The sequence below is a fragment of the Desulfuromonas sp. TF genome, from assembly GCF_000472285.1.
Taxonomy (GTDB): Bacteria; Desulfobacterota; Desulfuromonadia; order Desulfuromonadales; family ATBO01; genus ATBO01.
In genome coordinates, this window is sequence record NZ_KI421424.1 from 54,642 (window position 1) to 67,579 (window position 12,938).

Consider the following 12,938-nt stretch of genomic DNA (forward strand, 5'->3'; position numbering starts at 1 on the left):
CGCCTCAAAAAAAATGCCCCGCTTCGGAGGAGGCCGGAAGCGGGGCGAAGGGACCCGGAGGGGAAGGGTCCAAAGGGGAATTTTCTATTTTACTTTACGACGAGCTGAGCCCAGGCGGGCACTTCGTTGAGCATCACGCCGAACATGGGAAGCACCAGGAGATAGGTGACGACCACGGTCAGGGCGATGCCGATGATATTGAGCCCGAAGCCGCTCTTGACCATCTGCGGGATGGTGACATAGCCGGAACCGAAGACAATGGCGTTGGGCGGGGTGGCCACCGGCAGCATGAAGGCGCAGGAAGCGGCGATAGCGGCCGGGACGATCAGCAACAGAGGGCTCTGGCCGAGGCCGATGGCGACCGCCGAGAGGATCGGCATGACCATGGCCGCGGTGGCGGTATTGGAGGTCAGCTCCGTCAGGAAGATGATCAGGGTGGTCACGGCAATGACCAGGATCAGGATCGGGGCGTTGCTCAGCAGGCCCACCTGGGATCCGATCCAGTCGGCCAGCTTGGTATCCTTGAAGCCGGCGGCCATGGCGAGACCGCCGCCGAAGAGGATGAGCACTCCCCAGGGCATTTTGGAGGCCCAATGCCAATCCATGACGAATTCATTCTTTTTCAGATTGATCGGAATGAGGAAAAGGACGATGGCCCCGGTCATGGCGATGGCGGCGTCGGTCACCATCTTGGGATCAGGGAAGAGGAAATCGATATTCTTGCGGAAAATCCAGGCCAAGGCGGTCAGCAGGAAGACCAGCGCAGTCCATCGTTCGCCGGTGTTCATGGATCCCATCTGCCGCAATTCCCGATTAATCATGTCGCGGCCGCCCGGTACTTTCTTCAGTTTCATCGGATTAGCCACCCGGGTCAGCCACAGCCAGCACAGCGGCAGCATCACCAGCACCAGGGGAACCCCCACTTTCATCCAGACTGCGAAGGTGATCTCGTACCCGTAGGTCTTCTGCAGATATCCGGCCAGAATGGTGTTGGGAGGGGTGCCTATCAGGGTGGCGATTCCGCCGATGGAGGCGGCATAGGCGATGCCGAGCATGAGGTTGAGGCCGAAGGCGAACTTGTCGGGGGAAAAATCGATCTCCCGGTCGAGACCTTCCTTCTTACCTTCCTCGATGACGTGCGTGATGATGGCCAGGCCGATAGGCATCATCATGACGGTGGTGGCTGTATTGGAGACGAAAGCGGAGAGTGCGGCGGTCGCAGCCATGAAGCCGAAGATCAGCCGTCCCGGCGAAAAGCCCACTATTTTGACAATATTCATGGCGATGCGCCGGTGCAGGTTCCAGCGCTGCATGGACAGGGCGATGATGAAGCCCCCCATGAAGAGATAGATAAGATGACTGGCGTAGGGAGCCGTGGCCTTGCCTGTGGGCATGATCCCCAGCATAGGGAAAAGGGCGATCGGCAGGAGGCTCGTCGCCGGAATGGGAATCGATTCGCACATCCACCAGGTAGCCATCAGCATGGCTACGGCCGCCATCTTCTGGGCAATCGGCTCCATGCCGGCCGGCGTGGGGGCCACCAGCATCAGGGCAAACAGGATGGGGCCCAGGAAAAGACCGATCTGTTGGCGTCTGGTGTATTCCCGGGGCTCTCCCTCCTCTATTCCCCCAGGACCCGACTGGATGCGGCGGGAGTGCTCCGCCGGCGCCTCCTCAAATTCGTCAGCCAGGTCGACGTCTCGTTCCAGACGGCCTCTGCTGAACTGGAGGTTTTCTCCCTTGATCTTTTTGAAAAGGGCCTTGGGGCTGAACAGGACGAGGGCCTTGGTCTCATCATGCATTTGCCAGAGACGGTTCCAGACTGCTGTCATCATGATACGTACTCTCCTTCCAATGATGTAAATGAAAACTCAAAATCGACACGCTTTTTTACTTTTAGCAACCCGGGTGCCAATTCGCCGCTGAACCACGGGGGTCTGCGAGGCTCAATGCGTATACACCATTGGAGTTTCAATGACTTAGAAAAGAATTAAATCGATAGATTTCAAATATCGTTATAAAAACCACTGGCCATTGCAGGTGCTCAACGCAGAAAAAGCGGCCGGATTTGGCCGCTTTTTCTGGATGGGTCTTTAGGTGTCTGCCATAAATGGCTATTTTTGGCCAAAATTCCCGTGTCAGCCTTCTCCGGCCACCCCGTACTTTTCCAGTTTATAGCGCAGGGTCCCGCGGGGGACATTGAGCAAACGGGCCGTTTTGGCCACATTGCCGCCGGTGATCCTTACCGCCTTTTCGATCAGATCCTTTTCAATCTCTCCGATCATTTCTTCAAGCATGATCCCCTCGGGAGGGATGTCATAGGAACAGGGCGCCTCCCGGCGCGGCGCCTCCCCCCATATTTCGCCGGGCAGAAAGTCCGGTTTGATCACTTCCGCATTGTGCATGATGCAGATTCTCTCGACCACGTTCCGAAGCTCGCGGACGTTCCCCGGCCAGTGATAGCGTATAAGCAAGTCGAGGGCGTCGCGGGAAATCTCCCGGATCCGCTTGTTGAATTCGCGGCTGAAGCGTTTGATGAAATAATCGAGCAGAGGCGGGATATCCTCCCGCCGATCGCGCAGTGGCGAAATATGTATGGGGAAAACATTGAGGCGGTAATAGAGATCTTCGCGGAAAGTTTTGTCTTCGATCGCCTCTTTCAGGTTTCGGTTGGTCGCGGCGATAACCCGCGCATCGATGTCGATATTACGGTTGCCCCCGAGGCGCCGGATCTTCCTGTCCTCCAGAACCCTCAAAAGCTTTACCTGAAGATTCATGTCCATTTCCCCGATCTCATCGAGAAAGATGGTCCCGCCGTTTGATTCCTCGAAAAGACCTATTTTGCGGTTCTTGGCGTCGGTGAAGGCGCCCCGCTCGTGGCCGAAGAGTTCGGTTTCGAGCAGGTTGAAGGGAAGTGAGCCGCAATTGATTTCGACAAAAGGGCGCTCCTTTCGCGGCGACAGGTTGTGAATGCCCCGGGCAACCAGTTCCTTGCCGGTACCGCTCTCGCCGGTGATAAGGACGGTCGCCGTCTCATGCTTGGACACTTCCCGAATCTGGCGATACACCTGAAGCAGCGCGGGACTGGAGCCGACCATGTCGGCCGAATCGAGGAGGTCCTTGTCCTTGGCGTCGCGCCGCAGGTGCCGGACCTCCCTGCGCAGACTCTGGGTTTCAAGGGCAAGCTTGACGATCAGTCGGATGGCGTCCGCCTTGAAGGGCTTCTTCATGTAGTCGTAAGCCCCCATCTTGAGAGCCTCTACGGCGCTTTCCACCGTCCCGTAACCGGTAATGATGATCACCAGAACCTCGGGATCGATCTCCTTGAGCTCGCGAAGAACGTCGAGACCGCTTTTGCCGGCCAGATTCAGATCAAGAAGGACCAGGTCCACATCCTCCTCGCTGACTTTTTTTACGGCTTCGGCGCCGCTCTCCGTCGAAAATGGGCGATAACCGTCCTCCGCCAGAATGCGTTCCAGATTCTCGCGGATAAAGGCTTCATCATCGACGATCAATATGTTTACCATGGACGCTCCTTGCCGTTCCGGACGGCGGACTCGGCTTCAAAATCACTCACACAGGGACCCTTCATCCCTTGGGAACAGGATCTTTCGTTTTCGTCGACGATTGAGCTTCGGCGAGCCAAAGAACTCATTAAGGCAAAACGTATACCATATTAGGTGCGCACTTCACCAAAGGCAATAAAAAAATGGTGGATTTTCGCCACAGATACGGTAAAAGATGCGATCAAAGGGTTAAGAAAGGGGCTGGATCGGCGTTTAACCGCCACTTGAAGTCAAGGGAAACAGGAGGGTGAAGGAACTCCCATGCCCGGGACGGCTTTCAACTTCGATGCGTCCGCCATGCTCAGAGACGATGTTATGAGTGATAGACAGCCCCAGGCCGGTCCCCTCCCCCTTGCTGGTATAAAAGGGTTCGAAGATCAGAGGAATGCGTTCCGGAGCCATGCCTTCTCCGGTATCCCGAACCATTATCAGGATATTTTCCCCTTCCTTTCGGGCGGTGACCGTAAGGGTGCCGCCGCTGGGCATGGCCTCGAGGGCATTGGTGAAAAGGTTGAGAAACGCCTGCTTCAATTTGCTTTGATCGAGCATCAGGGGGGAAAGGTCTTCGGCAATGAGCTCAACCAGTTCGATCCCGCTCTGCTGGCACTGCTTCTTGATAAAAAAGAGACTATCCCCGAGCACGGCGCCCACATCGCCGGGCTCCAGTTTGATCTGGGGCTGGGAAGCAAAGTTGAGCAATTCACCGACCAGGCGCTCCAGGCGCTCCATCTCCCCCAAGGCCCGGCGGATCAGCACCTGATCCCCGGTCTGGCCGATGAGTCGGTCATGAAGTTCATCCAGCAACAGACTGATTCCTGTCAAGGGATTGCGGACCTCGTGGGCAATCCCGGCGGAGAGCCGCCCCAGGGATGCAAGACGTTCCATTCTTTCCATGCGCTGGCGGAGATTGACCCTTTCGGTGAGATCTTCAACAGCCAGAATGCGTCCGCCCTCGTCACCGAAGGTCAGGGGAAGAAGCGCAATCCTGAAGGTCAGGTTCTTTTCGTTGCGCTCCAAGTCGACATAACGGCTCCAGTGTCCCTGTTCTTTCTGAAGGTCGACATCCTCCAGGGCCTGCAGTATTTCGGGCCAGTCGGTGAACAGATCCGAAAGCGGGGCGGAGACGAGGGAGCCATCCAGGCCGAGGATGCGGCATGCTGGGCCATTGACCGATGTGACATCACCACGGGCATCCAGCGTCAGAATGCCGGTTTCAATATTTTCGACGATCGTCTCCTTGAAATTGCGCTCCCGGAAGATCTCCTTACGGGAGCGGCGCAGGGCCTCAAAGGTCTTCAGTAGTTTTGCCCGCCGGGAATTGAGTTCTCCGGCCATGGCATTAAAAGATTCAGTCAACTGCCCCACCTCGTCATGAGAGGTGACCACCACCCTGGTCGAGAGATTGCCACGGGCCATCTCCCGGGTCCCGATGATGAGCTGCATCAGAGGTTTAGTAATGCTTCGCGAAAGAAGGTAGGCGGCAAAAAGGACCAGAAAACCTGTCAAGGCGATCAGACCCCATGTCTGCCCGACAAACTGGGTGAATTTCTTCCGGATAAGAACCGATGCCTCCAGGGCAGGCCTATGAAAGTTCTCGACCTCCGCGCCGATGGTAATCCCCCCGAAGATACCATGGCGCCGGTAATCGCCGCCATGGTAAGGGATAGGAGCAAAGGCCATGATTTTCTGAGAACCGCCGACATTGGTGACATCGACCACCCCGGATCTGCCGGAGAGGACCTCCTCGGCCACAACCGGGTAATTGGGATGAATAAACCCGGCAAAAGGGAGATTGTAGGGGATGATCCCCTTCTTCACCACTTCCGGCGACGAACTGGAGGTATAGGGAGGAACCAGCTTACCCCTTCGGTCCAGCCCCCGGATGTCCCAGTATTTTGGATGAGTGATGATCCAGCCTTCGTCATCGAACATGAAGGAATAATTGCCGCTGTCATAAGAGGGGAAAAGGACGTGATTTTCCGCGGTCGGGATAATGTGCTGGGTAAACTCCATCAGGTGGCGATGATCAAGGGAGAGAACCACGACTCCGGAGACTTCCCCGGACCGGTCCCGCACGGGCATGGCGAACCGGACGACTCCGACATAGGAGACGCCCTCCACGGCCAGCTCCGGTGTGGACGCCCCCTGGAGCTGCTGCTCCTTGTCGACATGCCAGCCGGTGACGTGGGAAACGTACACCTCGCCCGGTGGAAGCTCTCTGGCCTCGATAAAGTAGGTTTCGGTCAGGTAGGTCGTATTGGCCGGATCCGAGAGATCGCGCAGAGGACCCGCGGCACGGTCGCCGACCACGCGCAGCCGCTCTTTTCCGTCTGCTCCGATGAAAGCCAGCTCGCTATAAAGGGGAACGGCCTCCCGCACCTCCACAGGAGCATCGTTTGTCCCGTCGCGATACCAGATCTCGCGACGATGATTGCGACTGAAGGCGAGATACGTCTGCTCTTCCGGAGAGAGCAGGGCCAGTGTGCGCAGATCTTCTTCCGCCGAGCGAAGGAAGGTGCCCACCTCGCCGGCCACCATCTCCGCCCTGAGTTCCAGGGCGCGTGCAGCCTGCGTGTCGAGAGCTTCGGTCGCACTCTCCCTCAAAAGCGCTTCGACCGAGCGCAGACTCTGGATCGAGTTCAGGGCGAGCAGAACCAGGGGCGCCAGAGAGAGGACCAGAAAAGCAGTTAGAACTTTTTTATGGAGATTCAGGCGAAACATGCGTGATTATAGCAGAAAACGAGGCTGGATTAAAAGCTTAGGAGCGGCGCAGAGATGCTGGGGAAAACCGGGATGGAAAAAGTCTTGATCAAGTTTCGCGTCGGAACTCTTCAAGAATATGCCTTGAGTTAACGGCCAGGGGCAATAACCGTTGATGCTTATTGAGGACATGATCCAGAGACGGGCCATCATTGATGATCACATCGTCGGAAGTGAAGTAGGTTTTGGCGACATGACTGCCGTCAGGTCGGCAGAACACCAGGACTTCGTAGTCGCGTCCTGCAATATTGAAGTGGCTTCTGTGAACAAGATTCTCGGTATCCATAGCATTTCTCGCTTGGCGGAGCAGAGTGTCCGGTAAATTTTTCCCGTAACCGGAATACACATGAGCAAATTCTGAGCCAACATCATCGCGCGAATCCACAGTCTTGGAATCCTCTGTTTTCTCACACAAAAAAGAATCGCCCCTCCGGCCTGATTCGGGCGAAGGGGCGATATAACTAAGCTCGACTAAGTCAAATAACAGGAAAATTCCAGCTTACTTGCGCCGGTCCACCGCATAATCGGCCAAACTGAAAAGGGCCTCTTTTTCAGGTCCATCCGGGAAAACGTCCAGGCGTCTCTTGGCCATTGTCACCAGTTCCCGGGCGCGCGAGCGGGTATAGTCAATACCCTTGCAGCGTTCTATCAGGTCGATGACATAGGCGAAATCATCAGAAGTCAACTCCTCCTTCTCGACGATTTCGGCCACCCTCTTCCGCTCCTCGGCATCGCAATGCCGCAGAGCGTGAATCAGCGGAAGCGTCATCTTGCCCTCCGCCAGATCGTGCCCCTTCGCCTTGCCGAATTCGGACTGATCAGCCACATAGTCCAGGGCGTCATCCATAAACTGGAAAGCGATACCGAGTTCCAGTCCGAATTCTGAAAGCGCCGCTTCCTGCTGCGGAGTCACCTGACCCAGAATGCCGCCGCATTGACAGGCGGCAGCGATCAAGATGGCCGTCTTGTTCCGCACGACTGAGATGTAGCTGTCCTCATCCAGATCGAGGTCGCAGGTGTTGATGAGTTGAAGAACCTCTCCTTCAGCCATCATGGTGGTGGCGTCGGAGAGGACTTCGAGAATCTGCAGATTGCCGCCACGGACCATGATGGAGAACGACTTTGCAAAGAGAAAATCGCCCACAAGAACTGAAGCCTCGTTGCCCCAGACGGCATTGGCCGAAGCATTCCCCCGCCGCAGTATGGCGCTGTCAACAACGTCGTCATGCAGCAATGTCGCAGTATGGATAAACTCCACGACACTGGCCAGGCCGATGTGATAATCTCCCCGGTATCCTCCCAGACGGGAACAAAGCAGAAGAAGCATCGGCCGGATACGTTTGCCGCCGCTGGCAAGGACATACTCTCCGACCTTGCGAATCAAGGCGACTTCAGAGGTCAAGTCCTTTTTAAACTGAGCCTCGACCCTGATCAGATCGTCGTCTAATAATGCCAGGACTTTATCCATCGAAACACAAGTATCCTTTTAGAGGGAAAATCTATCACATCCTAAAGATCGGTTGATCTGTTGTCAAAACATTTTTAAGTTGCGGCGCCGGATCTCGCCTTCCCGCATCCGAAGTGAGGCAACCTTTCACAGGTCTTTCAGACGCCGATTCTTACCTCAGCATCCATTGGGGGCATGATAGAGGAGGGCAGATGAAGTGTCAAGATTTGCTCAAGCGAGCAGATTTGCCCAAGCTAACAATACTCGTTTTTTATCATCTTCTCTTTTTTTATTTGACAGATGTCGATATGAAAATTATATTTATGACCAAGTTTGTAATAAATTGGATCGGATTCATAATTCCTGCTCAGGATTTTTGACAGAGCCTTCCATCCATCTATAATTAGTCATTTGGAGATTTCTTTTCGCAAAGGAGGCGTTCATGGAGAATCCGGCGTACAATAGCGCCATCGTCAAGAGCTTCGTTCACTGGAGCATTCTGTGGGGCCTGGTGGCTATTCTGGTGGGCGTGCTTATTTCCTTCCAGATGGTCGAGCCCGCCCTCAACTTCCCCCCCTATTTCACTTACGGCCGGCTGCGCCCCGTACATACCAATGCAGGCATTTTCGGCTGGGCTATCGGCAGCTTTTTCGCCACCTTCCTTTACATGGTCCAGCGTCTCTGCCGACGCCCCCTCTGGAGCGATCGCCTCGCCCGCTTTCAGCTCTGGTTCTTCAACGCCACCATCATTGTCGCCGCAATAACCCTTTTGCTGGGATATTCCACCAGCAAGGAATACCATGAACTCGAGTGGCCGGTGGACATCATGGTCGTCGTCCTGTGGGTGGCGTTCGCTGTAAACATCATCATGACCATCATGAAGCGACACGAAGAGCAGATGTACATCTCGCTCTGGTTCATGCTCGCCTCCATCGTGGGAGTGGCCGTCCTTTACCTGGTGAATGCCGCCGAGGTGCCGGTGTCCCTTTTCAAATCCTACTCAGCCTACGCCGGGACCAACGACGCCAACGTTCAATGGTGGTACGGCCACAATGCCGTGGCCATGGTTCTTACTGCTCCCCCTCTGGCGGTCTTCTACTACTTCCTCCCCAAATCGACGGGGGTCCCCATCTACAGCCACCGCCTCGGAATCATCGCCTTCTGGAGCCTGATCTTCATGTATCTCTGGACCGGCGCCCACCATCTGCTGTGGACCCCGGTCCCCGACTGGATTCAGACTCTGGCCATGGCCTTCTCGATCATGCTCATCGCCCCCTCCTGGGGTTCGGTCTTCAACGGGTATCTCTCCATGCGGGGACAATGGCACCAGATGCGCGAGAATTACCTGGTCAAGTTCCTCATCCTCGGCATCACCTTCTACGGCCTCCAGACCCTCCAGGGTCCCCTCCAGGCCGTTCGATCCTTCTCCGCCTTTATCCACTACACCGACTGGGTTCCCGGGCACGTCCACATGGGGACCCTCGGCTGGGTTTCGCTGGTCATGTTCGCCGCCATCTACTACCTGGCGCCGCGCATCTACAACCGGGAACTCTACAGCATTCCCCTGGCGAACCTGCATTTCTGGCTGGTGCTGGTCGGCCAGCTTCTCTACTCCGTGAGCATGTGGATGGCCGGCGTGCAGCAGGCCGGCATGTGGCATGCTCTCAATCCGGACGGCAGCCTCTCCTACTCCTTCATGGAGACCCTGATCGAAATGTATCCCTACTGGTGGGCCCGGGCCATCAGCGGAGTGATCTATCTCGCCGGAGTCGGGATCTTCATCTACAACCTGGCCATGACGGCCCGCAAGGAGGAGCCCCTTTCCTCCACGGCGAAACAGGCATGAGGGAGGAGGGACGCACATGATTTTCTGGGAGAAGAAACCCGTTGTTTTTCTGCTGCTGGCGACCGCCGCTATCTCGGTCGGGACCATTGTCACCATGGTCCTGCCTTTCGCCTGGGTCAACACCGAGACGGACCGCATCGAATCGGTCACGCCCTATACCCCCCTGGAGCAGGAAGGACGCGACGTTTATATTCGCGAGGGGTGCAACAACTGTCATACCCAGACGGTCCGTCCGCTGGTAGCCGAAGTGCTTCGATACGGAGATTACTCCAAGTCGGGCGAATTCCTCTACGATCGGCCTCATCTCTGGGGCTCGCGGCGCACGGGCCCGGATCTCGCCCGTATCGGCGGCAAATATCCCGACGCCTGGCACGAGCAGCACATGAAAGACCCCCAGTCGATGGTGCCCAGATCGAACATGCCCGAGTACGGATTTCTGGCGGAAACCGCCATCGACACCGCCTACACCCGGCGCAAGATGAAGGTGCTCGGTTTCCCCTTCACCGAAGCGCAGATCGAGGACCTGCGGAGCAAAACCGAACTCGACGCCATGATCGCCTATCTGCAGAAGCTGGGCAGCGACATCCCCTGGCGCGAAGCGGCCCGCGTGGAGATCGTCGGCGAACTGACCAATCCCTTCCAGGGGGATTCCTCGGTCATTCCCGCGGGCCGGTCTCTGTACGAAACGCACTGCGCCGCCTGCCACGGCGAAGACCTGACCGGGGGGATCGGATCGGACATCAGCGATGTCGACATGTCTGACGCCGACCTCTACGAAATCATCTTCAACGGCATCCCCGAAGCCGGCATGCCGGATTTCGCTACCTTGGGCTCCGATCGGGTCTGGAAGCTGGTTTCTTTTGTCAAATCCCAGAAGAGGCACTGATGGACTGGGCTTCGCTGCTCTATCTCGGAATCACCGTCGGACTCTTAATCGTCTTTGCGCTCATCGTGGTGCGTACCTGCAGCCGCAAACGCAAGAACAAGCTGGAAGAACCCAAACACCGGATGCTCGACGACGAATAATCCTGGGAGGAAACACGCCATGCCGATGCTCGACCAGCATGAACATAAACACGCCGTCCACAATTTCGACGGGATCATCGAAAACCGGGTGCAATCTCCACCGCCCTATTTTACCGTTCTTTTCTACGGCCTGATCCTCTGGGGGGTCGTCTTCAGCGCCTATTTTCTTCTTTCGGGCTGGAGTTCCGAAGAGGAATTCCGGCAGGATATGGCGGCTCACCGGGAACAGGCCGCGGCCCGGAGGACCGATCCCGAACAAGGGAAGGTTCCCGCGGCCATGGCGACAGAGGACGTCTCCGGGAAAGAGCTTTTTGCCGCCCATTGCGCGGCATGCCACGGCGCCGCCGGCGAAGGAGGAATCGGTCCCGATCTGACCGCCTCCGACTACGCCTACGGCAGCAGCCCCGAGGCGATCCGGACCTCGATCGCCGAGGGACGCCCGGGCGGCATGCCGGGATTCGGGACTCAGCTCTCCGGCGAGAAGATCGAGGCTCTTGCCGAATTTGTCGTAAGCCTGAAGAAAAAATGACAACCAATCGTGAGGCTCACCCCTCACCCCTCATGCCTTACCTTTTGAGCCCATGCCGCTGACCACTCCCAGACTCACAGGTCCCTGGCGGAGGCGCTTTCAATGGACGGCGACCCTGACGGTCCTGGCGGTCCCCTTCGTCCGTATAGGCGGCCGCAGCCTGCTGCTCGTCGATCTTCCCTCCCGGACCCTGGAGGCGGGGGGGCGGATCTTTCGCATCGAGGAGCTTTACCTTCTCCTGCTTCTCTGCCTGGCTCTGGTGCTCTTCTTTCTTCTGGCAACCCTGGTGCTTGGCCGCGTCTGGTGCGGATGGGCCTGCCCCCAGACCACCCTGTCCGATGCGGCCGAATGGTGGGGACGCCGGATCGGCCTGCAGGTCACCCCCCGCGACATGCGGGGGCCGGCCGGTCGCAAGGCACTCCTTCATGCCGGATATCTTTTTCTGGCCCTTCTGGCCGGCGCGAATCTGGTGTGGTATTTTGTCTCGCCCTACGATTTTTTCCCGCGCCTGGCCTTCGGCAGGCTCGGCGCCGCTTCCTTTGCCTCCTGGATGATCATCACCGGAGCGGTCTATCTCGATCTGGCCCTGCTGCGCCGGCTGCTCTGCCGCGACTTCTGCCCCTACGGCCGCTTCCAGAGCGCCCTGGTCGACGCGGGCACCCTAAACTTGCGCTTTCACCCCGACGAGGCGCACCGCTGCATCCGCTGCGGCTCGTGCGTCCGCGCCTGTCCCACGGGGATCGACATTCGCCAGGGCGACCAGGTGGAATGCATCAACTGCGGCCGCTGTCTCGATGCCTGCCGCGAGGTGATGGCCTCTCGCAACCAGCCCGGGATCATCCGCTACACATTCGGCCGGGAAGGCAAAGGGGTGTGGGCCATCCTGAACGCGCGCACCCTGCTGGTGGCTGCCCTGTTCACGGCCGTTTCCACATTTACGGTGGTGGCAGTGGCTTACCGGCCGACCGCCAGTTTCAAACTGCAGCGCTCCGCCAGCGCTTCCAGCCGCCCCCTTCCTGGAGGGGAACTGGCCACCTTCTTCACGGCCTATCTCAGCAACCGGGGAGCAGGCGACGAGACCTTCACTCTTTCGGCCCACCGGGACGAGACTGTCCTCGAACTCAAGGGCCCGACACACGGCATCACGCTGTCAACCGGCGAGCGTCGGCGGCTCGATTTTGCCGTCGTCTCCCCGGAGCCGCCGGCGGATCAGTCTTTCCCTATCCATTTTTTCGTGACCGACTCCCGCGGCAGGGTCGTCGCCCGCGCCGGGGCCACCCTTTCCGCACCGAAGGACATGCCTCATGAATGACGCTGCAAGGTCCACCCACTGGCCAAAAGTCATCATCGGCTTGATTCTCTTCTTCCTGCTCCTGACCGGCTGGTCGGTCTACCGGGCGGCAAAGGGAGTCAGCGAGGTGGCCAACCCCCGCTATTACAGCCACGGCCTCAAGTACAACGATACCCTGATCGAGCAGGAGGCCGCCGCGGGCCTAGGCTGGCAGGTCGGCATCAGACTGGCCGACGGACGTATGGAAGTCCGCCTCACCGACCGGGACGGCCGGCCTGTGGTGCAGGCCCAGGCCGAAGTGGCGCTCTACCGGACTGATGCGAAGGAGCAGAGCCTCCTTCACCTTGCGGAAGAAAGCGCCGGCCTCTATGCCGCGGCCCTTCCGGAGGATCTTTCAGGAAGCCTCAGCGCCCGTCTGCAGATCACCCGCCTGGGCGCAGGACTTTCCCGCTCCCTCCTTCTGAACCTCTGAA

At 57.8% G+C, this 12,938-nt stretch carries 11 protein-coding genes; 6 read left to right on the top strand and 5 right to left on the bottom strand.

Annotated features, from left to right (window positions below; translation table 11 throughout):
• Positions 1 to 89: 89 nt before the first annotated feature.
• The 5 genes from DTF_RS0116535 to DTF_RS0116555 all read right to left on the bottom strand — a co-directional run bounded on the left by DTF_RS0116535 (position 90) and on the right by DTF_RS0116555 (position 7,794).
• Positions 90 to 1,835, bottom strand: a complete 1,746-nt coding sequence (locus DTF_RS0116535; RefSeq protein WP_027716222.1) for a DASS family sodium-coupled anion symporter — start codon at positions 1,833 to 1,835, stop codon at positions 90 to 92.
• 303 nt (positions 1,836 to 2,138) lie between these two features.
• The gene (locus tag DTF_RS0116540) at positions 2,139 to 3,527 is read right to left on the bottom strand and encodes a sigma-54 dependent transcriptional regulator (protein ID WP_027716223.1); all 1,389 of its coding nucleotides are present in this window, start codon (positions 3,525 to 3,527) and stop codon (positions 2,139 to 2,141) included.
• A gap of 252 nt (positions 3,528 to 3,779) precedes the next feature.
• Entirely contained in the window at positions 3,780 to 6,287 is a 2,508-nt protein-coding gene (locus DTF_RS0116545; protein ID WP_027716224.1) for a PAS domain-containing sensor histidine kinase, read from the bottom strand.
• Between the two features lie 88 nt (positions 6,288 to 6,375).
• A complete protein-coding gene (locus DTF_RS26280; protein WP_226989392.1) occupies positions 6,376 to 6,711 on the bottom strand; it encodes a hypothetical protein in 336 nt (111 codons plus the stop codon).
• 114 nt (positions 6,712 to 6,825) lie between these two features.
• Entirely contained in the window at positions 6,826 to 7,794 is a 969-nt protein-coding gene (locus DTF_RS0116555) for a polyprenyl synthetase family protein (RefSeq protein WP_027716226.1), read from the bottom strand.
• 421 nt (positions 7,795 to 8,215) lie between these two features.
• Here DTF_RS0116555 and DTF_RS0116565 point away from each other — a divergent pair, with 421 nt between their 5' ends.
• Genes DTF_RS0116565 through DTF_RS0116590 form a run of 6 tightly spaced genes read left to right on the top strand, consistent with a single transcriptional unit; the run spans position 8,216 to position 12,937 of the window.
• On the top strand, positions 8,216 to 9,619 hold the full coding sequence (locus tag DTF_RS0116565; RefSeq protein ID WP_027716227.1) for a cbb3-type cytochrome c oxidase subunit I: 1,404 nt from the start codon (positions 8,216 to 8,218) through the stop codon (positions 9,617 to 9,619).
• Between the two features lie 16 nt (positions 9,620 to 9,635).
• Positions 9,636 to 10,505, top strand: a complete 870-nt coding sequence (locus DTF_RS0116570) for a cbb3-type cytochrome c oxidase subunit II (protein ID WP_027716228.1) — start codon at positions 9,636 to 9,638, stop codon at positions 10,503 to 10,505.
• Entirely contained in the window at positions 10,505 to 10,645 is a 141-nt protein-coding gene (locus tag DTF_RS26685; protein WP_155890851.1) for a CcoQ/FixQ family Cbb3-type cytochrome c oxidase assembly chaperone, read from the top strand. The genes DTF_RS0116570 and DTF_RS26685 overlap by 1 nt, the downstream gene beginning before the upstream one ends.
• 19 nt (positions 10,646 to 10,664) lie before the next feature.
• Entirely contained in the window at positions 10,665 to 11,174 is a 510-nt protein-coding gene (locus tag DTF_RS26690; RefSeq protein ID WP_155890852.1) for a c-type cytochrome, read from the top strand.
• A gap of 52 nt (positions 11,175 to 11,226) precedes the next feature.
• A complete protein-coding gene (locus DTF_RS25730) occupies positions 11,227 to 12,486 on the top strand; it encodes a 4Fe-4S dicluster domain-containing protein (protein WP_051361406.1) in 1,260 nt (419 codons plus the stop codon).
• Positions 12,479 to 12,937, top strand: coding sequence for a FixH family protein (locus DTF_RS0116590; RefSeq protein ID WP_027716230.1), 459 nt, complete (start codon positions 12,479 to 12,481; stop codon positions 12,935 to 12,937). The genes DTF_RS25730 and DTF_RS0116590 overlap by 8 nt, the downstream gene beginning before the upstream one ends.
• Position 12,938: the final 1 nt, after the last annotated feature.